The 24,793-nt window shown below is 63.9% G+C and carries 23 protein-coding genes and 1 pseudogene; 9 read left to right on the top strand and 15 right to left on the bottom strand.

The genetic code is table 11. The features are described from left to right. Positions 1-8 precede the first annotated feature (8 nt). The 9 genes from ACLI1C_RS17665 to ACLI1C_RS17625 form a co-directional block, all read right to left on the bottom strand. Entirely contained in the window at positions 9-830 is an 822-nt protein-coding gene (locus ACLI1C_RS17665; protein WP_411398867.1) for an ATP-binding cassette domain-containing protein, read from the bottom strand. After that, the gene (locus ACLI1C_RS17660) at positions 827-1,741 is read right to left on the bottom strand and encodes an alpha-D-ribose 1-methylphosphonate 5-phosphate C-P-lyase PhnJ (RefSeq protein WP_411398866.1); all 915 of its coding nucleotides are present in this window, start codon (positions 1,739-1,741) and stop codon (positions 827-829) included. Before ACLI1C_RS17660 ends, ACLI1C_RS17665 begins: the two co-directional genes overlap by 4 nt. Further along, entirely contained in the window at positions 1,738-2,829 is a 1,092-nt protein-coding gene (locus ACLI1C_RS17655; protein ID WP_411398865.1) for a carbon-phosphorus lyase complex subunit PhnI, read from the bottom strand. Before ACLI1C_RS17655 ends, ACLI1C_RS17660 begins: the two co-directional genes overlap by 4 nt. Next, complete coding sequence (gene phnH, locus ACLI1C_RS17650; protein ID WP_411398864.1) at positions 2,830-3,366, bottom strand: phosphonate C-P lyase system protein PhnH; 537 nt, start codon at positions 3,364-3,366, stop codon at positions 2,830-2,832. Further along, positions 3,366-3,818: a phosphonate C-P lyase system protein PhnG gene (locus ACLI1C_RS17645; protein ID WP_411398863.1), complete on the bottom strand. Its 453-nt coding sequence runs from the start codon at positions 3,816-3,818 to the stop codon at positions 3,366-3,368. Before ACLI1C_RS17645 ends, phnH begins: the two co-directional genes overlap by 1 nt. Then, positions 3,808-4,566 (bottom strand): phosphonate metabolism transcriptional regulator PhnF, encoded by a 759-nt coding sequence (gene phnF / locus ACLI1C_RS17640; RefSeq protein ID WP_411398862.1) that lies wholly within the window; start codon positions 4,564-4,566, stop codon positions 3,808-3,810. Before phnF ends, ACLI1C_RS17645 begins: the two co-directional genes overlap by 11 nt. A gap of 146 nt (positions 4,567-4,712) precedes the next feature. Further along, the gene (locus ACLI1C_RS17635; RefSeq protein ID WP_411398861.1) at positions 4,713-5,798 is read right to left on the bottom strand and encodes a PLP-dependent cysteine synthase family protein; all 1,086 of its coding nucleotides are present in this window, start codon (positions 5,796-5,798) and stop codon (positions 4,713-4,715) included. 88 nt (positions 5,799-5,886) lie between these two features. Further along, the gene (locus tag ACLI1C_RS17630; protein WP_411398860.1) at positions 5,887-7,245 is read right to left on the bottom strand and encodes a sensor histidine kinase; all 1,359 of its coding nucleotides are present in this window, start codon (positions 7,243-7,245) and stop codon (positions 5,887-5,889) included. Beyond that, positions 7,242-7,910 (bottom strand): response regulator transcription factor, encoded by a 669-nt coding sequence (locus ACLI1C_RS17625; protein WP_411398859.1) that lies wholly within the window; start codon positions 7,908-7,910, stop codon positions 7,242-7,244. Before ACLI1C_RS17625 ends, ACLI1C_RS17630 begins: the two co-directional genes overlap by 4 nt. 142 nt (positions 7,911-8,052) lie before the next feature. Between ACLI1C_RS17625 and ACLI1C_RS17620 the strand changes: the two genes are divergently transcribed. From ACLI1C_RS17620 to ACLI1C_RS17610, 3 genes are all read left to right on the top strand, one after another. Beyond that, positions 8,053-9,228: an efflux RND transporter periplasmic adaptor subunit gene (locus ACLI1C_RS17620; RefSeq protein WP_411398858.1), complete on the top strand. Its 1,176-nt coding sequence runs from the start codon at positions 8,053-8,055 to the stop codon at positions 9,226-9,228. 3 nt (positions 9,229-9,231) lie between these two features. Beyond that, complete coding sequence (locus tag ACLI1C_RS17615; protein WP_411398857.1) at positions 9,232-12,369, top strand: efflux RND transporter permease subunit; 3,138 nt, start codon at positions 9,232-9,234, stop codon at positions 12,367-12,369. A gap of 161 nt (positions 12,370-12,530) precedes the next feature. Further along, positions 12,531-12,791, top strand: a complete 261-nt coding sequence (locus ACLI1C_RS17610) for a hypothetical protein (protein ID WP_411398856.1) — start codon at positions 12,531-12,533, stop codon at positions 12,789-12,791. 70 nt (positions 12,792-12,861) lie between these two features. On the opposite strand, the pseudogene ACLI1C_RS17605 reads toward ACLI1C_RS17610, so the two are convergent. Continuing rightward, positions 12,862-13,647 (bottom strand): annotated as a pseudogene (locus ACLI1C_RS17605) (methyltransferase domain-containing protein); the annotation flags it as partial. Between the two features lie 113 nt (positions 13,648-13,760). Here ACLI1C_RS17605 and ACLI1C_RS17600 point away from each other — a divergent pair. The 3 genes from ACLI1C_RS17600 to ACLI1C_RS17590 are packed head-to-tail and all read left to right on the top strand — an operon-like array spanning position 13,761 to position 16,765. Continuing rightward, complete coding sequence (locus ACLI1C_RS17600; RefSeq protein ID WP_411398855.1) at positions 13,761-14,906, top strand: ABC transporter substrate-binding protein; 1,146 nt, start codon at positions 13,761-13,763, stop codon at positions 14,904-14,906. 3 nt (positions 14,907-14,909) lie between these two features. Next, a complete protein-coding gene (locus ACLI1C_RS17595; RefSeq protein WP_411398854.1) occupies positions 14,910-15,977 on the top strand; it encodes a FecCD family ABC transporter permease in 1,068 nt (355 codons plus the stop codon). After that, a complete protein-coding gene (locus tag ACLI1C_RS17590; RefSeq protein WP_411398853.1) occupies positions 15,971-16,765 on the top strand; it encodes an ABC transporter ATP-binding protein in 795 nt (264 codons plus the stop codon). The genes ACLI1C_RS17595 and ACLI1C_RS17590 overlap by 7 nt, the downstream gene beginning before the upstream one ends. Before the next feature lie 6 nt (positions 16,766-16,771). Here the strand turns inward: ACLI1C_RS17590 and ACLI1C_RS17585 are convergent, their stop codons facing one another. The 4 genes from ACLI1C_RS17585 to dctP all read right to left on the bottom strand — a co-directional run bounded on the left by ACLI1C_RS17585 (position 16,772) and on the right by dctP (position 20,095). After that, the gene (locus ACLI1C_RS17585; RefSeq protein ID WP_411398852.1) at positions 16,772-17,203 is read right to left on the bottom strand and encodes a type II 3-dehydroquinate dehydratase; all 432 of its coding nucleotides are present in this window, start codon (positions 17,201-17,203) and stop codon (positions 16,772-16,774) included. Continuing rightward, positions 17,200-18,510, bottom strand: a complete 1,311-nt coding sequence (locus tag ACLI1C_RS17580; RefSeq protein WP_411398851.1) for a TRAP transporter large permease — start codon at positions 18,508-18,510, stop codon at positions 17,200-17,202. The genes ACLI1C_RS17585 and ACLI1C_RS17580 overlap by 4 nt, the downstream gene beginning before the upstream one ends. Continuing rightward, on the bottom strand, positions 18,507-19,025 hold the full coding sequence (locus tag ACLI1C_RS17575) for a TRAP transporter small permease (protein ID WP_411398850.1): 519 nt from the start codon (positions 19,023-19,025) through the stop codon (positions 18,507-18,509). The genes ACLI1C_RS17580 and ACLI1C_RS17575 overlap by 4 nt, the downstream gene beginning before the upstream one ends. A gap of 89 nt (positions 19,026-19,114) precedes the next feature. After that, positions 19,115-20,095: a TRAP transporter substrate-binding protein DctP gene (gene dctP, locus ACLI1C_RS17570; RefSeq protein ID WP_411398849.1), complete on the bottom strand. Its 981-nt coding sequence runs from the start codon at positions 20,093-20,095 to the stop codon at positions 19,115-19,117. 206 nt (positions 20,096-20,301) lie between these two features. Between dctP and ACLI1C_RS17565 the strand changes: the two genes are divergently transcribed. Next, positions 20,302-20,979, top strand: a complete 678-nt coding sequence (locus ACLI1C_RS17565; protein WP_411398848.1) for a GntR family transcriptional regulator — start codon at positions 20,302-20,304, stop codon at positions 20,977-20,979. On the opposite strand, the gene ACLI1C_RS17560 is transcribed toward ACLI1C_RS17565, so the two are convergent. Next, positions 20,976-21,839: a shikimate dehydrogenase gene (locus ACLI1C_RS17560; RefSeq protein WP_411399075.1), complete on the bottom strand. Its 864-nt coding sequence runs from the start codon at positions 21,837-21,839 to the stop codon at positions 20,976-20,978. The two genes, ACLI1C_RS17565 and ACLI1C_RS17560, sit on opposite strands and share 4 nt — an antisense overlap. Positions 21,840-22,053: 214 nt before the next feature. Between ACLI1C_RS17560 and ACLI1C_RS17555 the strand changes: the two genes are divergently transcribed. Further along, positions 22,054-22,740 (top strand): TetR/AcrR family transcriptional regulator, encoded by a 687-nt coding sequence (locus ACLI1C_RS17555; RefSeq protein ID WP_411398847.1) that lies wholly within the window; start codon positions 22,054-22,056, stop codon positions 22,738-22,740. A gap of 161 nt (positions 22,741-22,901) precedes the next feature. Further along, on the top strand, positions 22,902-24,785 hold the full coding sequence (locus ACLI1C_RS17550; protein ID WP_411398846.1) for a bifunctional sugar phosphate isomerase/epimerase/4-hydroxyphenylpyruvate dioxygenase family protein: 1,884 nt from the start codon (positions 22,902-22,904) through the stop codon (positions 24,783-24,785). Positions 24,786-24,793: the final 8 nt, after the last annotated feature.

Below are 24,793 nucleotides of genomic sequence, written 5' to 3'. Positions count from 1 at the left end.
GGTGCCCCCTAGAGCTTGGCGTGAACGAGTTGCTGGGTATAGGGGTGCTGGGGGTCCTGGAAAACCTGGTCGGCCAGGCCCTGCTCCACCACCTCGCCATGCCGCATCACCAGCACGCGATCGGCCATGGTTCGGATGACACCGAGGTCGTGGCTGACCAGCACCATGGTGATATTGCGATCACGCTGCAGGCGCTTCAGCGTATCGAGCACCAGCGCCTGGACGCTCACATCGAGCCCGGTCGTCGGCTCGTCGAGCAGCAGCAGCGCCGGTTCCAGCGCAATGGCCTTGGCCAGCTGCACCCGCTGCTGCATGCCTCCGGACAGCTCGGCCGGCCGCGCATCCATGCGCGAGAGCGGAAATTCCGAGGCATCGAGCGCGTCGCGCGCCTTGCTGCGCAGCACCTCAAAGCTGCGCTCGCCGGCGATCAGCAGCCGCTCGGCGACATTGCCGCTCGAACTGTGCCGCATCAGCAGGCCCAGATGGGGGTTCTGATAGACGATGCCGATATGATGCGCGCACAGCATGCGGCGCTCATAGCGTCCAAGGTCAAACAGGTTGCCGTCGTCGCGCCCCCGCAGCCGCAGGCGATAGTCGCCCCGGTCCGGCGTGTCCTCGAGGTTCATCATGCGCAGCAGCGTTGACTTGCCCGAGCCGCTCTCGCCCACAATGCCCAGCACTTCACCGGGATAGACGGTGACGTTGACACTGCGCAGCGCCCGCACCTCACCATAGTGGCGCGTCACGCCGCGCATGCTGAGCAGCGCCTCGGTCTGCATCAGTTGCGGCGGCAGCAGCGGAGCCGGCGCCATGGTCATGTCGATGCTCATGCCGAATACTCCCCGTTTTCGTACCAGGTGGCGCCGATCTCGACAGCTTCGCCCTCGGCCCGGCGGATGGCCTTGATGCCCAGATTGCTGTCGGAGACTTCGAACACCGACCCGCCACTGTCCTGCGGAATCTCGTTCATGAAATAGCCGGCAATGCCGGAGCGGCGGCACACCAGATCGGCATGATCCTCGACACGATAGGGCCGGTCCGAAAACACCAGCGGCTCGACACGGGTAAAGGGCGGCACGGCATGCAGCCGCTTCTCGCGCCCGGCCGACAGAAAGGTCAGGTGCCTGGCCATGTTGAGCTTGGGCACATCCCAGCGCGGGATCGGCGATGGCGTCATCACATGCCGTCCGTTGACCAGGCTCGGATAGGCGGCGCCCTGCATGATGCGCCCCTTGCGCACGAGCTGCTCATAGAGCGTCAGCCACAGCCGGCCATAGTCGGCATCGGCATGCATCTGCCGGGCGATCGACATATTGGGCTCCACCCCGCGCAGCGGCTCGGGATTGGGCACCTGCAGCACGAGGATCTGATCCTCGCGCATCGTCTCTTCCGGCACCCGATGCCGCGACTGGACGATTGAGGCGGCGAGCGTGTCCCAGGTTTCGGCGGCGCCCGAGACGCGGCTGATGAAGCGGCGGATCGAGGCGGCGTTGACGCCATCGTCAGCGCCCTGGTCGATGACCTTGATGGTCGAGCTCGGGTTGACCAGCGTCAGTGTGACCTGGAGGCCCCCCGTGCCCCAGCCGCGTGCCATCGGCACTTCGCGGCTGGCATAGGGCATCTGACAGCCGGGTACGGCGATGGCCTTGAGCATCTTGCGGCGCAGTTCGCGCTTGGCCGAGGCGTCAAGAAAGCCATAGCTGGTGGCAGCCCAGGGCTTGGTGAGTGCAGCAAGGGTCATTCTGCGGGCTCCGCCTGGCGCTCGAGCGCCACATCTTGATTGGCTTTGGCAGCGGCCGCCTTGGCCTTGGCATCGCGCATGGCATCCAGCACCGACTGGAAGGTGACGTAGTGCGGCAGCTTGAAGTGGATGCAGAAGCCCGAGGCTTCGACGCTTTCGGTGTGGTAGAGGTAGAATTCCTCATGCACCGGCGAACCCACTGGCGCTTCCGCCGAATTGAGATCGAGCGTTGCGGCGGCGATCACCTTGACCTCGTTCCAGCCAAAGCTGGCGGCAAAACCGAGCTCAAGAAAGCCGCCCTTCTCCTTGGACGTCACCTCGGCCTGGCAGACCCGCACCCGGCCCGCCGAAAACTCGGTGCCGCTCGGATGGCGCACCACCACCTCGGCTTCGGCCAGCCGCAGCTCATTGACCGTGGGATGGGCATTGCCATAGCCGCGCATCGCCGCATAACCGAGCGCCAGCACGCCACCCGTCTCGGCCCGCGCCAGGCTCTGCAGCCGATGCGCGCGTGACGCGGGAAACAGCAGCGGTTCGCGCGTCAGGTCGGGAATGTCGTCGGGCGCGACAGTGCTGTCATTGGCCGGGGCCACCAGGCCCTGCTGCCGCTGCCAGTTGGCCAGTGACGGCTGCCGCATCGGCGCCGCTGTCGCCGCCGGATCGACGGCCGGCGGATCATAGGGCTTGCCCTCGAACACGTCGGTCGCCAACACGCGGTGGGAATAGTCGAGCGTCGGCCCGAGGATCTGTCCGCCCGGAATGTCCTTGAACGCCGCCGAGATGCGGCGAACCGTCAGCAAGTCCTCCTGCCGCAGCGGTACTGCCACCGCCAGGCGCGGCTGGGTGGTGCGCCAGGCGCGCAGCACCAGCACGGCCTCGGAGAGTTCGCCGCCGGTCTGCGCCAGCGCCAGGGCCGCCATGTCCTCGTCATAGAGCGAGGCTTCGCCCATCACGCGATCGACGAGATAGGGCATGGACTGGCGGATCGCCTCGACGCGGGTGGCGTCGATCGTGCCCAGGTCCTGGCGGAACAGGCGCTCGGCCTGCTCGATGGCCTTTTCGCCACCGCGGGTTGCGACATAGGCCATTCAGAGCACCTCTATCTGGGTGGAGCGGGGAATGCCGATGACCGAACGGCCGTCGACAAGCAGCAGGTCAAAGCCTTCGGGATAGGCGCAAAGCTGTTCGCGCATGGCCCAGAATTCGGCCGGCAAGGCGAGCGCCATGTCGCGCGCGCCGTCGATGCCGGGGCCGCTCAGGCGCAGCCTTTGGCCGGAGCCATGGGCAACCTGCGCGACGAGCGTGGCACCACCGTCGGGATAGAGCGCACTGCCGCACCGAATGGCGGCCAGCGCATCCGACGCCCCCTCCAGACGATCGAGGAACAGGTGGTCTGCCGTGGCCGGATCACCCAGAACCGCGCCGGTATCGACAATCTGCCGGCTCAGATCCGGACTGTCCGCATAGGCAACGCATTCGCGGTCGATCAGCGCTTCGACGATGGGCGCCATGCCGGCTTCGGGCAGTTCGCGCACATCGCCCGGTCGGGCCATCGACCACATCAGGGCTTCGAACGTGGCGTTGCAGCGCGCTTCGGCGGCATCGGGAGGGGCGACGGTCAGCATCAGAAAGTCTCCATTTCAACGCGCGTCGCCTCGACCCGGCGCATCAGCGTCTCATCCAGCGCCGCCTGGTGCAGCCGTTCGGTCTCGATGAAGTGCAGCACGGCCTCCGCCCGCGCATCACGTGCGAGCGACAGGTCGACCACGGCCATGGCCATGGCGCGCTCCAGGTCGCGCCCGGTGATCATGCCGTAGCCGATGCGGCCATCGGCATCGGCGATATGAGCCTCGCTCACCAGCACTTCGCCGAGGTGAAAATCGACATTCTCGACCGTGTCGCGCATCGGCACCATGACCAGCCCGGTTCGGTTGGCGATGACGGTGATGTCACCCAGCTGGTCGAGCAGGTTTTCGGCAAGCGCCTTGAGCGGCGTGGATCGGGCCCGCGCCAGAATGCCCAGGATATCGGCATGGCCGCGCCGCTCGGGCCCGGGGTCGCTGGCTTCATTGAACATTGTCGGTCCTTTCGCTGACCACTTCGCCCGCCTGGGCATTTTCGAAGGTGAATTGCACCCGGTCCCCGGCCCAGGCCGCCTCGGAAAAACCGATCGGCCTGCCGTCGAGATCGACATCGGTCTTCTGCACGATCAGCACCGATTGGCCGGGCCGCAGCATCAGCAGCGCCGCCTCGTGCTCGGTGGCGAGCCGGGTGAAGATCGTGGTGCTCTGGCGCCGATAGTCGGCAATGCCGTGCTTGCGGTAGGTTTCGGTGACCGAAATCCCGGCCCGCCGTGCATCCGCCATGTCCGGAAAGCGCTCTGCATCATGGTATGACCAGCCCAAGCTGATCGGCAGGTCATTGGCAAAGCCGCGACGGCAGATGGCAAAGACCGGTGCACCCGCGTGCAGTCCAAGCGCCGCTGCAACCCTGGCACCGGCTGGAATGCGCATTTCCGAAATGCCCTGGCCGGAGGCGGTCAGGCCCTGTGCCAGCAGGTTTTCGCGGAAACGGGTGCGCGGGCCGATCACGTAGTTGATCAGCGGCGCGCGCTCGACAAAGGTGCCCCGGCCATGCTCGACCCGCAGCTTGCCTTCCGCCACAAGCGCCGCCAGCGCGCGCCGCAACGAATGCCGCCTGGTATTGTAGAGGACGCACAGCTCCGGCTCGGACGGCAAGCGGCTATCCGGCGGCAGGTGACCCGCTGCAATCTCGTCACTGATCTTGTCCCGCGTGGCTTCCCACGTGTGTCCGCGACTGCGCATAAAGGCCTTCGTCACTCATTCGGATGAGTTCGGAACCTAGATGCGGTGGATGACAGGCGAATGACGAGATAGCGCCCGTGGCATAATTTGCGCCCGACAGCGGCTCTGGTGCCGACACGGGCGCCAGAACCGTCAAGCGCAAGGGATCAGGCGACGGGCAATTGATAGCCGGGTGTCGAGCGCGACAAGGCGAGCTCTTCTGCATCCATCTCTGCCTCGATCGACTCGAACAGCGGCGTCGTCATGTAGCGCTCGCCGGTGTCGGGCAGCATGCAAAGGATGACCGAGCCCGGCGCCGCCCGCTCGGCCAGCTGATGCGCGACGGCGAAGGTGGCGCCACCGGAAATGCCGGTCAGGATTCCCTCCTTCTGCGCCAACTGTCGTGCCCAATGCATGCCGTCCGGTCCGGCAACGGGCACCAGTTCATCATAGCCCTTGCTGTCGACGGCCTCCTGCAGCACCAGCGGAATGAAGTCGGGCGTCCAGCCCTGGATGGGATGTGGCGTAAAGGCGGGATGGGTCGCCGCCGGGGCACCATGATCGCCACGCTGTTGCGGCTCACCGCTTCCGAGCAATTGCGCATTGGCCGGTTCACTGAGGACAATGCGCGTCTCGGGCCGCTCCTTGCGCAATACACGTGCCAGCCCGGACACAGTCCCGCCGGTGCCATAGCCGGTCACCACATAGTCGAGACGCGAACCGGCAAAATCGTTGATGATCTCGCGCGCCGTGGTGGCTTCGTGGATATCGGCATTGGCGCTGGTCTCGAACTGGCTGGCGAGAAACCAGCCATTGGCCTGCGCCAGTTCCACAGCCTTGCGGTACATGCCCAGCGCCTTTTCCGCGCGCGGCGTCAGCACCACCTTGGCGCCAAACATGCGCATCAGCCTGCGGCGTTCGATGGAGAAACTGTCCGCCATGGTGATGACCAGCGGGTAGCCCTTTTGCGCACAGACCATCGCCAGCCCGATGCCGGTATTGCCGCTGGTGGCTTCCACCACGGTCTGGCCCGGCTTGAGCGTGCCATTGCGTTCCGCCGCCTCGATGATGTTGAGGGCCAGCCTGTCCTTTACCGATCCGGCCGGATTGAAAAACTCCGCCTTCACATAGAGCGTGACGCCGGGCACACCCAGATTGTTGATGCGGATGGCCGGCGTATCGCCAACCGTCTCCAGAATGCTGTCGAACAGCCTGCCACGGCCCTTGGTGGTGCGTGTCGTCGAACTTTGCATGACCGGTCTCCCTTTCGCGCCACCGGACAGGCCCGCGGCACCTCGCGAACCCATCCTACAGCATAATTGAAGCGAGAGGCGACTGCGCTCAGCTTGCCTGCGCGGTCGCAAGCGGCAGGAATATCTCAAACAGAGCCCCGCCGCCGGGAGCATCGCCCACGGTGATCTGGCCATTGTGGCGAACCACGATATCCCTCACCAGATTAAGCCCCAGGCCGGCGCCCTGCTCGAGGGGCACGATGCGGTTGAAGGGCTCGAAAATGGCTTCCCGATACGTCGCTGCAATGCCGGGGCCCGTATCCGCTACGCGAAGCGAACCATCCCGCCCGACCGCGACCCGGATCGCGGTCTTCCGCCCGCCGTGAATGATCGCGTTCTGGATCAGGTTGACGATGGCCCGCGAGAGCGAGGCGCGGTCGCCGGCAACGGTGACGCTGTCTGCCTCGGCATCAAACGAGATATCGTCTCCTGCGGCGATCGCCAGCGGCGCCATATCGGCCGTTACCTCCGCCGCCAGGTCGACGAGGTTGACCGGCTGGAAGACGGTGACGTCCGAATCCAGCCGCTGCAGGTCGAGCAGCTGGTTGGCGAGGTTCGCCAGCCGCGCGACATCAAGCATCAGCCGGCTGCGCTCCTCGTCATCCGGCAGCAGCTCGATCCGGGTCTGCAGAATGGCAATCGGTGTGCGCAATTCATGCGCCGCATCGGCCAGGAAGCGCTGTCGCCGCTCGATGCCGTCGTCGAGCCGCTGTAGCGCGGCGTTTATGGCGCGCACCAGCGAATGCAGCTCATCGGGCACATGCTCGGATGACAGGCGAATGCCGCGCTGGTCCACGTCAATCCTGTCCGCCTCGGCGGCAACATGCTCCACACCGCGCAACTCGCGCGTCACGATGGTGGGGATGACCAGGAAGGAGACAATCGTCAGCAGTGACAGCAGCCCCAGAAAGATCGGATTGGCAATGGCGCCGAAAATGATCTTGAAGCGTATCTCCGGACCGCCGCCGGTCATGATCCAGAGCTGCCCCGCGTCGCTGTCGTGGCGCCGCACCAGGGCGGCCGGCGCTTCGGCCGGGCCAATATCGGCGATATTGGCCGAGTTCAGCCGGGGCAGATAATCGAGCAGATCATCGGCGCGCTCGGGAATATTGCCCATCTGCACCGCATTGCCGTCAATATCGGTGGCATAGAACCAGAGATACGGATATTCCGCCGCTTTTTCGAGGATGTCGTCGTCGGGAACCAGCGCCAACCCGCCGGCAGGGTCGCGCTCGATAGAATCGGCGATGTGCTCGATGACCCCCTCGTCCAGCCCCTGCTCCTCGCTGATCAGCTTGAGGATGGGAATGGCCGCCACGGTGGTGAAGGCCATCAGCACCAGGGCCTGCATCAGGACCATGCGCCAGGTCAGCCGGGTCCGCAGCGATGTCGCGAGCCAGGGTCTCATGATGCGGTCCGCAGCAGGTAGCCCAAGCCACGAATGGCATGGATTTCCACCCCCGCCGTACTGAGCTTGCGCCGCAAACGCGAGATGTGCGCATCCAGCGAATTGGACGCGATCTCGTCGTCATAGCCATACACGGCTTCTTCCAGTGCGCTGCGTGACACCGTCCGGCCGGCGCGGCGCACCAGGATTTCCAGCGCCAGCAATTCACGGCGCGTCAGATCCAGCGGTTCGCCGGCCACATCGGCCTGGCGCTCCGTCAGGTTGAACCGCAACTGGCCGACATTGACCATGCTCTCGCCAATCTGTGCCGGACGGCGCATCACCGCCCGCAATCGTGCCAGCAGCTCATCCGTCGAAAACGGCTTGGCGAGATAGTCGTCGGCGCCATGGTCGAGCCCGGCGACGCGATGGTCGGGTGATCCCAGCGCCGACAGCACGATAATGGGCAAGCCAGCCTGCTCGCGCCGCAATACGGGGATCAACGACAAACCGTCGCCATCTGGCAGCTTGCGGTCGAGCAGCACGGCATCATGCACGCCGCTGCGGCAGGCCTCCTCGGCGATCTCGAGCGTGCGGGCATGATCCACCACAATATCGTGGCGGCTCAGTGCGGCGGTCAGTGCCGCGGCCATGTTCATCTCGTCTTCGACCAGCAAAATACGCATACGACAATCCTAATCCACTTTTGCCCAGTCTAGCGACAGACATTGCGGCTGCATTGCGTGGCGCAACGTTGGCGCAATCCTGAGCCGTCATTGGATGGGTTCACAGGCCGGTGCTCGGCCCCCAAAGCAATGCGAGGCCGCAATGAACCCGTCCGATCCGCTCGCCAACACTACCCGCCCCACGCCTGCCCGCCGCACCGGGAGGTGGTTCTGGCCGGCAGTCGTCCTGACCCTGGCAACCGGCGGCGTCACCATGTTGCTGGCCAATCGATTGCCACCTGCCCCCATCGCTGCAACCCTGGCCGCACCCGAAACACCCCGCGTGATGCAGTTGCATCCCCTGGAAGTCGTGGCGGTGCAACCCCAGCGCGTCGAAGACCTGGTAAAGGTGACGGGCACGATCCATCCCGGCCAGGAAGCCGCCATCGCCTCCCAGGTGAGCGGCCTGGCCGAAACGGTAGCGGTGCGTCCCGGCGATCACGTCGAGGCCGGTCAACTGCTCGTCGAGGTCGGCACTACCGATCTGCGCCTGCAAGTGGACCAGCAGCGCAGCACGATGGCATCCACCATGGTCCAACTGCGCGCCGCCCAAACCACGCTGGAACGCACCCTGGCGCTGTCCGACAAGGGCCTTGCGGCGCAAACCACGCTCGACAGCGCCCAGGCCCAGGTCGACCAGTTGACGGCGGCGCTCGCTACCCAGCAGAGCCAGGTTGCCCAGGCGGAAACCAACCTGCTCCGCGCCCGCGTCGTCGCGCCGTTTGCCGGCACCGTATCCTCCCGCGCCATCGAACCTGGCCAGATCGTCAACCCCGGCACCACCATGCTCTCCATCGTCGATCTCTCCACCGTCCGCGTCGAGGTGATCGCTGCGCTCAAGGATTCGGCGCGGATTGAGGCCGGACAATCAGTCCGGCTGACCGTGCAGGGCATGGAGGAGGATACCTTTACCGGCACCGTCGATCGGGTCAGCCCCGTCGCGGAAGCCGGCACCCGTTCGATCAAGGTCTATCTCACGCTCGACAATCCTGACGGCGTGCTGCGCGGTGGCATGTTCGTCACCGGCAATATCGTGGTCCAGCAGGTCGAAGACGTCCTGGCCGTGCCGACAACTGCCATCCAGACGCGCGACGAGACCAGCTACGTGCTTGCGGTGGTCGATGGCGTGCTTGAGGAGCGCTCCGTGGAAACCGGCGCCGAGTGGCCTACCAAGGCGCTGGTCGAGGCGCGCTCGGGCCTGGCAGCTGGCGACATGATCGTCGGCACCGCGCTGTCCGGTCTGTCCGACGGCACCCCTGTTGTCATCGCGGAAAACTGAGCCATGTTCCTCACCTCCATCAGCGTCCGTCACCCGGTCTTTGCCACCATGATCATGGTGGCGATCATGGTCTTTGGCATCTCCGCCTATCGCAGCCTGCCTATCGAACAATATCCCGATGTCGATTTCCCCATCGTCGCGGTGCTGACGCCCTATACGGGCGCCTCGCCCGAAGCGGTCGAGACCGAGATCACCCAGCCCATCGAGGATGCCGTCAACACCCTGAGCGGCATCGAGTCGGTCACCTCGACCTCGAGCGCCGGCCACTCGACCGTCGTCCTGCAGTTCACCCTTGAGACCGATGCCGCCGCGGCAGCCCAGGATGTGCGGGACCGGCTGGCGGCGATCGCCGATCAACTGCCGGACGCCGCCGACACCACCCAGGTGCTGCGCTACAATCCCACCGCCAGCCCCATGCTGTCCCTGGCCCTCAGCAGCCCGACCCGGTCGGTGCTGGAGTTGACATCGCTGGCGGACGACATCGTCACGCCCGCCCTCACGGCCATTTCCGGCGTGGGCAGTGCCACCGTGGTTGGCGGCCTCGACAACCAGGTCAATATTGCCGTCGACCCGGATTTGCTCAATGCCTTCGGCATCGGCATTGGCGACGTCGTCTCGGCCCTCCAGCAGGACAACCAGACCCTGCCCTCCGGCTCGATCATCGAAGGCATGCTGGTCCAGACCGTGCAGATCAATGCCGAAGTGGCCACCATTGAAGGCTTCCGCGATATCGTGGTTGCCAGCAATGGCGGCGAGACCGTGACCGTCGGCGATGTCGCGACCGTCACCCAGGGTCCGTCCGATACGGATGGCCTGGCCTTCCGCGATGGCGAACAGGCGCTGGCCATCGACGTTGTCAAGATCGAGGGCGGCAATACGGTCGCCATTGCCCATGCCGTCGAAGAGGCTGTCGCAGCGCTCAACGCGAATGGCAGCCTGCCCGAGGACGTCGTGATCGACGTGCTGCAGAACTCGGCGGAGCCGATAGAGCAGAATTTCGAGACTGTTCAGGCCACCCTGGTCGAAGGTGCTTTGCTCGCCGTGGTGATCGTGTTCCTCTTCCTCAACTCCAGGCGCTCGACCATCATCACCGGCCTCACCCTGCCCATCTCGATCATCGGCACCCTGACCGTGGTGAGCCTGCTGGGCTTCACTCTCAACATGATGACCATGCTGGCGCTGACCCTGTCGGTAGGCATCCTGATCGACGACGCCATCGTGGTGCGTGAAAACATCACCCGGCACCTGCATATGGGCAAGAACCACATTCAGGCAGCGCTCGATGGCACCAAGGAAATCGGCTTGGCCGTTCTGGCCACCACCCTATCCATCGTCGCCGTGTTCCTGCCGCTGGCCTTCATGGACGGCATTGTCGGCCGCTTCTTCATGCAGTTCGGCGTCACGGTCTCGGTAGCTGTGCTGATTTCGCTCTTTGTCAGCTTCACCCTCGATCCGATGCTGTCGAGCGTCTGGTACGACCCGGATTCCCAGCCTGATGCCAAGCGGGGGCCCATCGGCCGGCTGATCGGCCTGTTCGACAAGGGCTTTGAGCGCCTGGCGCATGGCTATCGGGGCGTGCTCCGCTGGTCGCTGCGTCACCGCATCATCACCATGCTGGTCGCCCTGATGTCCTTCGGCAGCAGCTTCCTGCTCTTTCCGATGGTCGGCGTCGAATTCCTGCCGCCCGCCGATAACAGCCAGATCCAGATCGACCTCGAAACCCCGGCCGGCTCGTCTACGGACTATACTGCCGTCAAGGCGCATCAGGTCGAGGCCATTCTGGCCACCATGCCCGAGGTCGAGAGCACCTATACCAGCGTCAATGCCGGCACCGCCTCTGGCGAGAACCGCGCCAGCATTGCGGTGGCCCTGGTCGATCCTGCAGAGCGCACCAGCTCGTCCCTGGAGATGACCGCTCCGATCCGCGAGGCGCTGCGCGTCATTCCCGGCGCCAGCTTCGTCGTGACTGCCGGTGGCGGCCTGGGCGGCGGCGACAGTCCCATCCAGGTCAAGCTGCTGGGAGAAAACCTCGACGGCCTCGCCACTGCCGCGGCGCAGTTGAATGAGGCCATGCTGGCCATTCCCGGCATTGTCGATATCGAACTGAGCCTGCAGCAGGCCCAGCCCATGCTCGACATTGTGCTGGACCGTCAGGCCGCCAGCGATATGGGCATTGGCGTCCAGGCGACCGGCTCGGCCCTGCGCGCCATGCTGGGCGGCTCGACCGCTTCGGAATGGACCAACGCGGCCGGAGACCAGCTCGACGTCGTCGTGCGCCTGCCCGAAGCCATGCGCCAGAGCGTGGATGCCATTGGCGACCTGCCCATCGCCCAGAGCCAGGGCGATACGTCCACCGCCATCCGCCTCGACCAGATCGCCACAATCGTACCCACGCTCGGCCCCAGCGAGATTCACCGCGAAGACCTCACGCGCCAGGTCACGATCAGTGCCAATATCGAGGGCAGCGTGCTGGGCGATGTCACGACGCAGATCGATGCCGCGGTTGCCGCGCTCGATCTGCCCGCGGGCGTCAGCATAGCCCAGGGCGGCGACAGCGAGATGCTTGCTGATACCGTGGGCAGCATGGTCTCGGCTTTGCTGCTGGCGGTAATCTTCATCTACCTGGTTCTCGCCAGCCAGTTCGGCAGCTTCCTGCAGCCCCTCGCCATCATGATGGCGCTGCCGCTATCGCTGGTCGGCGTCATGCTGGGCCTGCTGGTCGGCGGATCGACGCTGAACATGTATTCCATGATCGGCTTCGTCATGCTGATGGGTCTTGTGGTCAAGAACGCCATCCTGCTCGTCGACAATGCCAACCAGCATCGGCGTGAAGGCGCGACGCTGGTTGATGCCCTGATCGAGGCCGGCGGCACGCGCTTCCGTCCCATCATCATGACCACGCTGGCCATGATCTTCGGCATGCTGCCACTCGCCCTCGCCATTCACGAAGGCAGTGACCAGAGCGCGCCGATGGCCCATGCGGTGATCGGTGGCCTGATCAGCTCGACCCTGCTCACGCTGGTCGTGGTGCCGGTCATGCTGACCTATGTCGATGCGCTGTCACGCTTCGTCGGCCGCTTCCTGCCGCGGGCGCCAGACCATCACGCGACGCAAACCGAGCCCATGTCCTCGGGCGCCTGACGCCCCACCTCCACGGCGTCAGACAAGCACGGCACCCCGCTTTTCGAGCGGGGTGCCGTTGTCATTTTTGGACATAACTATTTGAAAATAAAAAGACTTTGCAATGTTGAGGCAATGCGCGGGGCGCAAAGTGAGATTGTTCAAACAGAAAGGAACATCCAATGAAAAGCCTCTCCATCGCTGCACTGGTCGCCGTCGCCGGCTTCACCGCTCTTCCCACGCTCGCCATGGCCGATACGACCATCCACGGCTACGAGGAATCCTCGCTCGAATACGCCCTTGACGCACGCGGCGTTGCCACCGAGCGCGTGGAAGAATGGGGCAGCTATGTCCGCGCCTGGGTTCCGAATGGCGCCGGCGGTACGGACATGCAGCTGTTCGATCCCGACACCCTGCAGCAGGTGTCGCCGTTCCGCGGCTGATCGGTCAGCGGCTGGCAGGCGGCCACGGCCGCCTGCCGCGGTCCAATGCAGACATTCGATTCAAAAGTGCCGGCTTGCGCGCGCAGATGGCAAAGCGATCCGACGCCAGCCGCTCGGCGGCGCGCCAGAACGGCATTTTCCCCGCCTGCGCCAGGTGAATGTCCCAGAGATTGCGGTCGACGACGATATCGACAAAACCTGCCTGTTCCAGCAAAGCGACAACCGCCTCCGCCGGCATGCCATTGTTGAAGTACACCTGCTCGCGAATGCGGCGATGCCGTTCGGCCAGGGCCGGATCCATATTGTGCCCCCTGGTTGGCGGGAGCCGCCCCAGCGCCTTATTGACGGTGCCATGCAGCCGCGAAACCCAGCTGGGTCGGCCCATATTGCCATCGACAATCAGTAGTCTGCCACCCGGCTTGAGCACACGGTGCCATTCCGCAAAGGCGGCGGGCACATCCACCAGCGTCCAGACCAGGTGGCGATTGGTGATCGCCTCATAGCTGTCGGCCGGTTCACCGGTATTTTCTGCGTCGCGGACAATGAAACGGATATCGGTGCCGCGCTTGGCTGCCTTGGCCCGCGCCTGCGCCAACATGGCATCCGACCAATCCAGCCCGGTTACCTGAAAGCCCATATCGTTCATCAGGTGAGAGATCACCGCCGTACCGCAGGCCAGGTCGAGCAGTGGCCGCTTCTGTCCCTCGCCCAGATGCTTGCGAATGAGGCGATGCCAGCCCCGGCGTTCGGCCTCGCTGAACACCTCATGTCCCACGCTCAGATCGAATGTCGCGGCGCGCTCGGACCAGAATTCGCGGATCTCGTCGCGAATGGAATAATTGCTCAACTCGTTCATATGGATACCCCGGATTGACGCCAACTGGTTGGAATCGCTCTAAAAGATAATTCTTGATTCCGTTTGTCATATTTCATAGTGCGGGGTGTCTTTCAACACCGGAGTGCGTGGCAATGTCCATTCGCAACACTGCCCTGGCCGCCTTGGCCGGGACCGTCCTTTTCTTGCCTGTCGCCAGCCTTGCCGATCCCTTCACCGTCACCGACGTGGCGGGGCGCCAGGTCGCTTTCGATGGTCCGGTGGAGCGGGTCATTCTGGGTGAAGGCCGGCTGATCTATGCGCTGGCCGCCATTGAGACGGAAAACCCGTTCGCGCATGTCGTCGCCTGGCGCAACGATCTCAACACGACCGATCTGACCGGCTTCAACAACTACATCGCCGCCTTCCCCGAGGCCGCCGACCTCCCGTTCCTGGGCAATCTCACCGATGGCACGCTGCAGACCGAAACGGTGGTCGATCTGGCACCCGACGTCATGATCCTGACCATCGGCTCCAAGGCCGCGGCAGACGAGGTCAAGCTCGAGGAAATGCTCGACCAGGTCGGCGTGAAGCTGGTCTATGTCGATTTCCGCGAGCACATCATCGACAATACCGAGCCCAGCCTGCGCGTGCTTGGCCAGCTCTTCGACAAGAGCGAACGCGCCGAGGAAATCATCGACTTCTGGGATGCGCAGACCGCCCGCGTGACTGACGTCCTGGCCAAGGCCAACCCGGAAAAGCCGGTCGTCTTCATGTACCGCGCAGCGGGTCTGGGCGATTGCTGCGGCAGCTTCGGCACCGACAATTACGGCAAGATGGTCGAAATGGCCGGCGGCATCAATCTGGGTGCGGAATTCCTGCCCGGCTATACCGGCACGATCAATCCCGAGCAGGTCATCGCGTCCAATCCCGAAATCATCGTGGTGACCGGTTCGGACTGGACCAATTCACCCTCAGCCAGTGGCGATGGCCCCGCCTATGTCAATGTCGGCCCTAATGCCGCCAGCACCGCCGATCAGAGCCGCGAGGCCCTGGCGGCACTGATGGAGCAGCCGGCCTTTACCGACGTGCAGGCCGTGACCGATGGCAAGGTCTATGCCATCTGGCACCAGTTCTATGCCAGCCCCTACCAGTTTGCCCCGATCCAGCAACTGGCCAAGTGGTTCCACCCCGAGCTCTTTGCCGATCTCGATCCGGAAGCCACCTTCCGCGAGTTCCACGAGCGCTTCCTGCCCGTGCCCTACCAGTCCGGCTACTGGCTGGCACTGAACGAGGAATAGCTGATGGCAACGGCAGCCGCCGATGCTGTTGCCAATGAGGGGCGCGGTCTCTACCGCGCCCTGGCCTGGCGGCGCATCCTCATCATTCTCGGCTTTACCCTCGCACTGGCACTCAGCTTCACCATCGATATCGCCTGGGGCCCCGCCCGCTACGCCGTGGGGGACGTCATTGCCGCGATCTTCGCTCCAGCCAGCGTCACCGACCAGGTCAGGGTGGTGGTCTGGGACATCCGCATGCCCATGGCGCTGATGGCCATCATCACCGGCGCTGCGCTGTCGCTCGCCGGCGCGCAGATGCAGACCATCCTCGCCAATCCGCTAGCCAGTCCCTTCACCTTGGGCATATCCGCGGCAGCCAGCTTTGGCGCCGCCCTGGCCATCGTGATGGGTGTCTCCATCGTCCCCTTCGCCACCAATTTCATGGTGCCGCTCAACGCCTTCGTCATGGCCCTGATCGCCACCCTGGTCATCCACTTCATTTCCCAGGCCCGCGGCGTCACCGTACAGACCGTGATCCTGCTGGGGATCGCACTGGTCTTCACCTTCAATGCCCTGCTGGCCTTCCTGCAGTATCTGGCCTCCGAGCAGGCGCTGCAAAGCGTCGTATTCTGGACCATGGGGAGCCTCACCAAAGCCACCTGGGAGAAGATCTGGATCACCCTGGCCGTCCTGGTCTTTGCCATCCCCATGTTCGCCCGTCACGCCTGGGCACTCACCGCCATCCGGCTGGGCGAGGACAAGGCCGCCAGCTTCGGGGTCAATGTCCGCGCCATCCGGCTTGAATCCATGCTGATCGTGGCCTTGCTGGCGGCGGTGCCCGTCAGTTTCGTGGGCACGATCGGCTTTGTCGGCCTGGTCGGGCCCCATGTCGCGCGCATGCTGGTGGGCGAGGACCAGCGCTTCTTCCTGCCCACCTCAATTTTGGCCGGTGCGCTCCTGCTCTCGGCCACCTCGGTGGTCTCCAAATCCATCTTGCCCGGCGTGGTCTTTCCCATCGGCATCATCACGGCCTTGGTGGGTGTCCCCTTCTTCTTCTCGCTCATTCTCTCCAATGTGAGGCGGTCATGGTAACCATAGCTCTGGACGATATCGGTGCCTATTACGGGCGACGCCTGACGGTCACCGGCGTCACCACGCCCCGTTTCTCCTCGGGTGAACTCGTCGCGGTGATCGGCCCCAATGCGGCCGGCAAGTCGACGCTGTTCAAGCGGATGGCGGGCCTGCTTCCCGGCCCCGGCACAGTGCAGGTCGAAGGGTCGGGCAAGGGCAAGCGCGCCATCAGCTACATGCCGCAGGATACCTCGGCCAATGCGGTGCTTACGGTCTACGAATCCATCCTTCTCGCCCGCAAGCAGGGAACAGGCTGGTCCGTCAGCAACGAGGATCTCGTCCTGATCGACGGCGTGATGCAGGCCATCGACATCGTCGACATCGCCTTCCGCAATCTCGGGGAACTGAGCGGGGGCCAACGGCAGTTGGTGGGCATTGCCCAGACGCTGGTGCGCGAGCCCGACATCCTGCTCATGGACGAGCCCACCAGTGCCCTTGATCTGCACCGACAGATGGAAGTGCTGGCCTTCATGCAGCAGGTGGCCCGTGACCGCGGCATGATCGTCTTCATCGCCATCCACGATCTCAACCAGGCCATGCGCTTTGCCGACAAGGCCATTGTCATCGAGCATGGCAGCCTCAAGGGCGTGGGACCGACCAACGAGGTCATCACCGCCCAGCTGCTGCGCGACGTCTACCGGATCGATGCCCGCATCGAGCCATGCTCGCGCGGCCATCTGCAGATCATCGTCGACAGCGTTGCCGGGCCCGGAGCGCAAAGCTCCAGCACTGTCGCGCGCGCAGCCTGACTGCCGCTACGCCCTCAGCAGTCTGAGCAGGGACAGGACAGCGGCTTCATAGCCATAGACGCCCAGGCCGGCGATCACCGCATCGGCGCGCATCGACACATAGGAGCGGTGATAGATCGGCTCGCGCTTGTGGATATTGGAGATGTGGATTTCGATCACCGGGCCTTCGAACATCTTGAGCGCGTCGAGCAGCGCCAGCGAGGTGAAGGTGAAGGCCGCCGGGTTGATGATGATCCCGGAGCCCTCGTCGATCGCCTCGTGCACGAGGTTGATCAGGGTTTCCTCGCTATTGGTCTGGCGAAACACCACCGAATGTTCGCCCGCAGCAGCACGGCAACTGGCTTCCACCTCCGCCAGCGTGGTCGTGCCGTAGATATGCGGCTCGCGCTTGCCCAGCCGGTTGAGGTTGGGACCATTGAGAATGTAGATGGGCTTCACGGCACGGCTCCCTGATACCCGAACAGTTTTGGCAGCCAGAGCACGGTCTCGGGGACAAAGGTGAAGACGCCCAGGGCGACCAACAGCCCCAACAGGAAGGGCATGACATCGGCGATCAGCGACCGCATGGATGAGCCCGAGATACGCGTCATGATGAACAGCAGCAGCCCATAGGGTGGCGTGATCAGGCCAAGCATGATGTTGACCACCACCACGACTCCGAAATGCACCATGTCGATACCCAGGGCCTGGGCCGTGGGGATCAGCACCGGCACGATGACGAGCAGGATCGTCGTCCCTTCCAGCACGCATCCGAGGATCAGCAGGATGATGTTCACGATGATCAGGAACATCAGCGGATCGAGATCCCAGGAGAGCAGCAGCATGGAAAGGCTGCGCGGGATGTTCTCGATGGTCACCACGTAGTTGAAGACCAGTGCCCCGGCGATCAGCATGCCGATCGAGGCCGTTGTCTTGGCGCTGAGCAGCAGCGAGCTGTAGAATTCCCGCGCCGTTACGCTGCGATAGATCACGACGGAGACGATCAGGGCGTAGGCTGCGGCCACCGCAGCGGCTTCGGTGGGCGTGGTAACCCCGCCATAGATGCCCCACATCAGCACCACCGGCATCATCAGCACCGGGAGGGCTTCCCAGGTCATGCGCGGCAATTGCCGGACCGGCACCGGCGGCTCAATGGGGAAATTCTTGATCCGCGCCGTTATGCCGATCTGCACCATCAGGAACAGCGACATCAGCAGACCTGGCACCAGTCCGCCCAGGAACAGGTAGCCAATCGAGGTATCGGCCACCAGGGCGTAGAGCACCATGGGAATGGAGGGCGGGATGATCGGTCCGATCACCGCCGTGGCGGCTGTCAGCGCTGCGGCGTAGGAGGCCGTGTATTTGCCATCCTTGGTCATCATGTGCTGCATCATCTTGCCCGATCCGGCAGCATCGGCGACGGCAGAGCCGCTCATGCCGGCAAAGACGATCGATTGCAGCACGTTGACCTGGGCCAGCCCGCCGCGGAAACGTCCGACCAGAGCGTCGCACCATTTGAGAAGGCGATCCGACAGCGAGCCCGAGTTCATGATCTCGGCGGCCAGGATGAAGAGCGGCACCGCCAGCATGATGTAATTGGAATACATGCCGTTGAGGAACTGCTCGGCCACGATCCCCATGTCCTGCCCGCGCATGAGCAGGTAGAGGATCGATCCGCAGATCATGGCAAGCCCCATGGGCAGGCCGAAAAAGGCAAGAAAGGTGATGAGCCCGAGGGCAAGCAGGAAGGCCAGGGAAACCGTCATACGCCAGAACCCGCCTTGGTCGGATCGAAATCGTCTTCTTCCCGGCCCCACACGACGCGTCCACACAGCCAAAGCTGGCGCGCGATCATGGCGACGGCGAAGATGCCATATATGGAATAGAGATAGTCGAAGCGGATCTTGAGATAGGCGGTCCGCTCCACCTTCATGAACAGGATGTAGTCGATCACCGCCGGCAGCGAGATGGCGAACAGCGCCACCAGCGTCAGCCCGGTGATCAGCACCATGCCCCGCTTCAACTTGCCCCGCGCCGCGCCGTAGAGGATGTCGAAGCGGATTTCCTCGCTGTCGCGCACCACGAAAGCCGTGCCGAACAGCACCAGCCAGAGCCACATCATCACGCTGACTTCATGCGTCCAGCCGATGGGCAGGTTCAGGAGGTAGCGAAAGACGATCTGCAGGATGAAGACTGCAAACATGATGGCCAGCATCAGTGCCAGCAGATTTTCTGCCCTGGCGTGAAGCCAGCCGCCGATGCGGGTGAGGGACGAGGGCATGACGGGGACTCCGCTATGTCGGTCGGGTCGACCGAAAATGCCTTGGAGTGAAGGACGGCGCCAGCGTGGCGCCGTCCGATAGCGGAAACCTACAGGCCGTTGATCCTGTCGACGACACCTTCAGGCCAGTCGCTGGCAAGGTCGGAGTCGAGATACATCTGCTGGGCGTGGCTGCGGAAGGCATCCAGGTCCGGCTCATAGACGTCGAGACCCGCGCTCTTGAAACGCTCGACCAGTTCGGCCTCACGCTTCAGGTGCTCTTCCTGGCTGAAATCGATCGCCACATCGGCGGCAGCCTGGAAGGCTTCCTGCTGCTCGGGGCTCATTGCATCCCAGGCGGTCTTGCTGATGACCAGCAGGTCGTAGCCCACCAGGTGCGACGTCAGCACGATCTGATCCATGACTTCGTAGAACTTCATGTTCTCGACATTGGGCAGCGGGTTGTCCTGGCCGTCGATCGCGCCGGTCTGCAGGCCTGTATAGACTTCGGCATAAGCCATTGGCGTCGGGTTGGCGCCCAGCGCCGTGCCCAGGAACTGCCAGGCGTCGCCGCCGGGCATGCGCAGCTTGATGCCGGCCATATCGGCTGGCGTGCTGATCTTCTTGTCGCCGCGCAGGCCCACCTGGCGGGCACCAAAATAGGTCGGCCCCAGGATGTGGATGCCAAGCTGGTCTTCGGCCATCTGCTTGAACTCGGCGCCGACCTCGCTGTCAAAGAACGCGCGCAGATGTGCCGCGTCGCGGAACAGATAGGCCGAAGTCAGGACCGACCAGGCCGGGATCTGGTTGGAAACGTCCTGCGGGGCGATATTGCCCATCTCGAGATTGCCACGCTGAAGGGCCACCAGCTCGGTGCCCTGCTTGAACAGGTTGCCACCAAGATAGGTCTCGATCGTCGCGGCCTCGGCGACCTGCGACGTGAGCAGGTTCATCATTTCGGCGCGAATGTCCTGCTCGGAGAACACCGCCGAAAAACGCAGCACTGGCTTGTCCTGCGCCATGGCAGGAAAGGCGGCTGCCAGCAGCAAGCCACCCACCATGAGTGCGCGGCGCGAAAGTGAAATGGTCATCAATGATCCTCCCTGAAGGGCCGAAACCCCTGTTCCGGCCTGTTCCGGCCTGCTGCCAATGACCTCCCGTCATCGGCTTGACGTCACTTTGTACGAAATAGTTCGTTCATGTCAACGGTAGGCGACGCCGAAAGATCGGCACGCTTTCTTTTTCTCACGTATTTGTTTATATAACAGATGAAATCAAATTTGTCAGATGATTTGTGATGCCTGATCCCTCAGATGCCGCCGTGACGTCCGTTGGCGACGCAACCTACCTGCGGCTGCGAGCGGACATCATTGCCGGCCGGCTGACGCCGCGACAGAAACTGCGACTGGATGCCCTGCGGCAGCAGTACGGGGTCGGCATCAGCACATTGCGCGAGATTCTCAATCGTCTCGCCAGCGAGTCCCTGGTGATCGCCGAGGGGCAGAAGGGCTTTGCCGTCGCCCCGGCCACCGCGCAGGATCTGCGGGAAATCGCCGACCTGCGACTGCTGCTTGAAAGCCACGCCCTGCGCCTGTCCTTCGCGCATGGTGACCTTGAATGGGAAGGCCGCGTCGTGGCCGCGCATCACAAGCTGGCCGCGACCGAAGACCGCCTGCTCGCAGGGCATGAGCGCCACACGGTCAACTGGGTCCGCTACGACTTCGCTTTCCACAACGCGCTGATTTCTGCATGCGGTTCCAGCGTGCTGCTCGACCTGCATGCGGCAATATTCGACCGGTTTCTGCGCTATCACATGCTGGCGGCCAGCTTTCGCGGCCGCGGCGTGGTGGATGATCACCGGGCCATGTTCAACATGGCCCTGCAGCGCGATGTCGATGGGGCATTGGCCATGCTGTCCAGCCACGTCAATCGTGGCGTCGAACACGTGCTGTCGACAGGCAAGCTTGCCAATTAGGCATGCGCGGCAAAGGTGCGCCCCATCTCGGCTGCGTCGGGTTCCACGCCGCTGAACAGGTGGAACGCCCGCACCGCCTGGTATATCGCCATGCCGCCGCCGGGCAGCACACGGCACCCGAGCGCCTGGGCCCGACGCAACAATTCGGTTTCCCGCGGGAAATAGATGATGTCCGCCACCCATTGCCGGCGGCGCAGCAGGCCAGGGTCAATTGGCGTCCCGGGATACTTCTCCATGCCCACTGGTGTCGCGTTCACCACGCCAACGGCCCGTTCGATCACCTCGTCAAGATGCGATGGGGCAAGGCCCTGGGCCAGGGTCCCTCTCGTATCCTCTACCTTGCGCGCAAGGGCCTCGGCCTTGCCGACATCGGCGTCGATGATGTCGATGCGTCTTGCGCCCAACTGCACCAGGGCATGCGCCACCGCGGCCCCTGCCCCGCCGGCGCCAATCTGCACGACATGGTCGATCGGCACAGCCCCCAGCCCCTTGCGAACACTCTGGGCGAACCCCCAGCAGTCGGTATTTTGGCCAACCCTCGTGCCGTTGCCGAGCACCACAGTATTGACCGCGCCGATTGCCGCCGCCTCCGGCGCCAGGCTGTCGAGCAGGGGGATGATTGCCTGCTTGAAGGGATAGGTAACGTTGAGCCCTCGATAGCCCAGGTCCCGCGCTGTCTCGAGCACCGCACCCAGATCAAAGTCGTCCAGCCCGAGCCGGTCGAAATCAATGAGATCGTAGCGATAGGCCAGGCCCAGCCGACGCCCTTCAGCCTCATGCATGATGGGGGTAAGAGACGACCCGATGCCGCGGCCGAGCAGACCGATGCGCACGGTCCCATCGGCGCCGCCAACGGGCATTGAGCGTTCGTCAGCGATCACCGCAAAGGCGCGGCGCACGCGGTCACTCTGACTGGACACCAAACCAACTCCCCGGAACGTCATGGCATTGGGCCATGCGCCCTTGTTTTCGTCGCCGTCTCGCCAGTACAACTGCGACAGGCGATTTGCCCCACAATGTACGAACTGGTTAGTTTAGTCAATCGTGGGGAGTATGAGGAAAGGCAAAGGCCCCATGTCGGACAGCGCGTCTGAGGTAACCAAAGCTGCACGCAAGGCACCGGGGCGCCAGCAGGATCCCGAAGGCACGCGGCAGAACATCATCGAGGTTGCTTCGCAGGAATTCGCGCTGAACGGGCTTTCGGGAGCCCGCATCGACGAGATTGCCGCCAAGACGCGCTCCTCCAAGCGCATGATCTACTATTACTTCGGCGACAAGGAAGGGCTCTATCTCAGCGCGCTGGAAAACGCCTACCGCCAGGTGCGCGAGGGGGAGGCCAAGCTGGACATTGCCGGCCTGTCCCCGCTGGATGGCCTGAAACGCCTGGTCGAATTCACCTTCGAGCACCATCACCAGCATGACGATTTCATCCGCATGGTGATGATCGAGAACATCCACCACGGCCAGTATCTTCAGCGTTCCAGCGTCGTACGCGACCTCAACGTCACCGCCATCGCCCGCATTGGCGAACTCTACGAACGCGGTCTCAGCGAGGGCCTGTTCCGCCCCGACCTCGACCCCCTTGAGATCCACTGGCAGATCAGCGCCCTGTGTTTCTTCAACGTTTCCAACCGTGCCACCTTCTCCCAGCTCTTTTCCCGCGATTTCGGCGCGCCCGACATGCTGGTCCGGCTCAAGCAGAACACGGTCGAGATGGTGCTGCGCTACGTGGCCAAGCCCGAGATATTTGTCGAGAGCTGACGCCGCCCCGATATTCGCTCGCCTTGGAGCGATGGACCGGGAGCACCCAACACTTCGCCGAGACGCACCCGCACAACCATGGCTTGGCCGGCCCGCGCCATTGACCCAGACTTGTATGGCGCGTATTTTGTACGAACTGGTTCGTACAAAGGCGCTGCGTGATGAGGACATCGATTGCCACCGTTTCCATCAGCGGTGACCTGCGCGAGAAACTGGAGGCCATCGCAGCAGCGGGATTCGATGGCGTCGAGATCTTCGAGAATGATTTCCTTGCCTATGACCGCAGTCCTGCGGACGTTCGCCGCATGGTCGCTGACCTGGGCTTGGAAATCACCCTGTTCCAGCCGTTTCGCGATTTCGAGGGCCTGCCCGAGCCACAGCGCCGCCAGGCTTTTGATCGCGCCGAACGCAAGTTTGACCTGATGGCAGAACTGGGCGCGCCATTGATGCTGGTCTGCTCCAGCGTCGCCCCCGCGGCGCTGGGCGGCATCGACCGGGCCGCCGCCGACTTCCGCGAACTGGGCGAACGAGCCGCCAGGCGCGGGCTCCGGGTGGGATATGAGGCGCTGGCCTGGGGGCGACATGTCAACGACCATCGCGACGCCTGGGAAGTCGTGCGCCGGGCCGATCATCCCAATGTCGGCATCATCCTCGACAGCTTCCACAGCCTGTCGCGCCGCATCGACTCCAACACTATCCGCTCCATCCCCGGCGACAAGATCTTCATCGTGCAGCTGGCCGACGCCCCTGCGCTGGATATGGACCTGCTCTATTGGAGCCGCCACTTCCGCAATATGCCGGGCGAAGGCGACCTGCCCGTGGTGGAATTCGCCCGTGCCGTGGCGGCGACGGGCTATTCAGGCCCGCTTTCCCTCGAGATTTTCAACGACCAGTTCCGCTCGGGCTCCCCGCGCACCATCGCGCTGGACGGCCATCGCTCCCTGATATTCCTCATGGACCAGGTGCGCGAGGCGGAACCGGAGGTGGTTCCCTCCGGCGTAACGCTGCCGCCGCGCGTACCGGTCAAGGGCGTCTCGTTCGTCGAGTTCACCGCCGACGAGATCGAGGCCGACACGCTTCGGACCATGCTGGGGCAGTTGGGCTTTTCCCGCACCGGCACACACAAGAGCAAGAGCGTGGAGCGCTTCAGCCAGGGCAGCATCAATATCGTGGTCAATACCGAACGCGAAGGCCTGGCCCATGCCGCCTACCTCACCCATGGCACATCGGCCTATGCCATGGGCCTGCTCGTCGAGGATGCGGACGCCACCCTGGCGCGTGCCAAGGCACTCCATGCCCAGCCCTTCGCCCAGCGCGTGGCCCCGGGCGAGCTGTCGATCCCCGCCATTCGCGGGGTCGGCGGCGGGGTCATCTATTTCTTGGATGAGCGGACCGATCTGGCGCGGGTCTGGGATATCGAATTCGGGTCCGAGCCGCCCGGCGCCGATGCCGGGCTGGTCGGGTTTGACCACATCGCCCAGACCATGAATTACGAGGAAATGCTGACCTGGATACTGTTCTACCGCTCGATCTTCGTGGTGGACAAGGGTCCCATGGTCGATGTCATCGACCCCTCCGGGCTGGTACGCAGCCAGGTGATCGAAAGCCCCGGCGGCGCCATGCGCCTGACGCTCAACGGCGCCGAAAGCCACCGCACCCTGGCCGGGCGCTTCATCGCCGAAACCTTCGGCTCGAGCGTGCAGCATATCGCCTTTGCCTCGTCCGACATTTTCACCACGGCGGTCTTTTTGCGCAAAAGCGGATTGGCGCCGCTGGAAATCTCCCAGAACTACTACGACGACCTGCAGGCCAGGCTCGGCCTTGATGGTGCAATGCTCAAGCGCCTCGCCGACAACCACATCCTCTACGATCGCGATGCGAACGGCGAATTCTTCCAGCTCTACACGCCCAATTTCGGTGAAGGCTTCTTCTTCGAGATCGTCGAACGGCGAGGCGGCTACGCCGGCTATGGTGCCGTCAACGCGCCATTCCGCATTGCCGCGCAGAAACGGGCAATCGCACCTTCTTCCATGCCGAAGCGCTAGCACCGGTT

It is taken from the genome of Devosia sp. XGJD_8 (assembly GCF_046614475.1).
GTDB lineage: Bacteria > Pseudomonadota > Alphaproteobacteria > Rhizobiales > Devosiaceae > Devosia.
Note: the sequence above shows the minus strand (reverse complement) of the source record. Positions and strands in the feature narration are given on the sequence as shown.

Bases quoted from the DNA above. Each gene is read 5' to 3' on its own strand.
- ACLI1C_RS17665 (WP_411398867.1), bottom strand. From the start codon at position 830: ATGAGCATCGACATGACCATGGCGCCGGCTCCGCTGCTGCCGCCGCAA.
- ACLI1C_RS17660 (WP_411398866.1), bottom strand. From the start codon at position 1,741: ATGACCCTTGCTGCACTCACCAAGCCCTGGGCTGCCACCAGCTATGGC.
- ACLI1C_RS17655 (WP_411398865.1), bottom strand. From the start codon at position 2,829: ATGGCCTATGTCGCAACCCGCGGTGGCGAAAAGGCCATCGAGCAGGCC.
- phnH (WP_411398864.1), bottom strand. From the start codon at position 3,366: ATGCTGACCGTCGCCCCTCCCGATGCCGCCGAAGCGCGCTGCAACGCC.
- ACLI1C_RS17645 (WP_411398863.1), bottom strand. From the start codon at position 3,818: ATGTTCAATGAAGCCAGCGACCCCGGGCCCGAGCGGCGCGGCCATGCC.
- phnF (WP_411398862.1), bottom strand. From the start codon at position 4,566: ATGCGCAGTCGCGGACACACGTGGGAAGCCACGCGGGACAAGATCAGT.
- ACLI1C_RS17635 (WP_411398861.1), bottom strand. From the start codon at position 5,798: ATGCAAAGTTCGACGACACGCACCACCAAGGGCCGTGGCAGGCTGTTC.
- ACLI1C_RS17630 (WP_411398860.1), bottom strand. From the start codon at position 7,245: ATGAGACCCTGGCTCGCGACATCGCTGCGGACCCGGCTGACCTGGCGC.
- ACLI1C_RS17625 (WP_411398859.1), bottom strand. From the start codon at position 7,910: ATGCGTATTTTGCTGGTCGAAGACGAGATGAACATGGCCGCGGCACTG.
- ACLI1C_RS17620 (WP_411398858.1), top strand. From the start codon at position 8,053: ATGAACCCGTCCGATCCGCTCGCCAACACTACCCGCCCCACGCCTGCC.
- ACLI1C_RS17615 (WP_411398857.1), top strand. From the start codon at position 9,232: ATGTTCCTCACCTCCATCAGCGTCCGTCACCCGGTCTTTGCCACCATG.
- ACLI1C_RS17610 (WP_411398856.1), top strand. From the start codon at position 12,531: ATGAAAAGCCTCTCCATCGCTGCACTGGTCGCCGTCGCCGGCTTCACC.
- ACLI1C_RS17600 (WP_411398855.1), top strand. From the start codon at position 13,761: ATGTCCATTCGCAACACTGCCCTGGCCGCCTTGGCCGGGACCGTCCTT.
- ACLI1C_RS17595 (WP_411398854.1), top strand. From the start codon at position 14,910: ATGGCAACGGCAGCCGCCGATGCTGTTGCCAATGAGGGGCGCGGTCTC.
- ACLI1C_RS17590 (WP_411398853.1), top strand. From the start codon at position 15,971: ATGGTAACCATAGCTCTGGACGATATCGGTGCCTATTACGGGCGACGC.
- ACLI1C_RS17580 (WP_411398851.1), bottom strand. From the start codon at position 18,510: ATGACGGTTTCCCTGGCCTTCCTGCTTGCCCTCGGGCTCATCACCTTT.
- ACLI1C_RS17575 (WP_411398850.1), bottom strand. From the start codon at position 19,025: ATGCCCTCGTCCCTCACCCGCATCGGCGGCTGGCTTCACGCCAGGGCA.
- dctP (WP_411398849.1), bottom strand. From the start codon at position 20,095: ATGACCATTTCACTTTCGCGCCGCGCACTCATGGTGGGTGGCTTGCTG.
- ACLI1C_RS17565 (WP_411398848.1), top strand. From the start codon at position 20,302: ATGCCTGATCCCTCAGATGCCGCCGTGACGTCCGTTGGCGACGCAACC.
- ACLI1C_RS17560 (WP_411399075.1), bottom strand. From the start codon at position 21,839: ATGCCCGTTGGCGGCGCCGATGGGACCGTGCGCATCGGTCTGCTCGGC.
- ACLI1C_RS17555 (WP_411398847.1), top strand. From the start codon at position 22,054: ATGTCGGACAGCGCGTCTGAGGTAACCAAAGCTGCACGCAAGGCACCG.
- ACLI1C_RS17550 (WP_411398846.1), top strand. From the start codon at position 22,902: ATGAGGACATCGATTGCCACCGTTTCCATCAGCGGTGACCTGCGCGAG.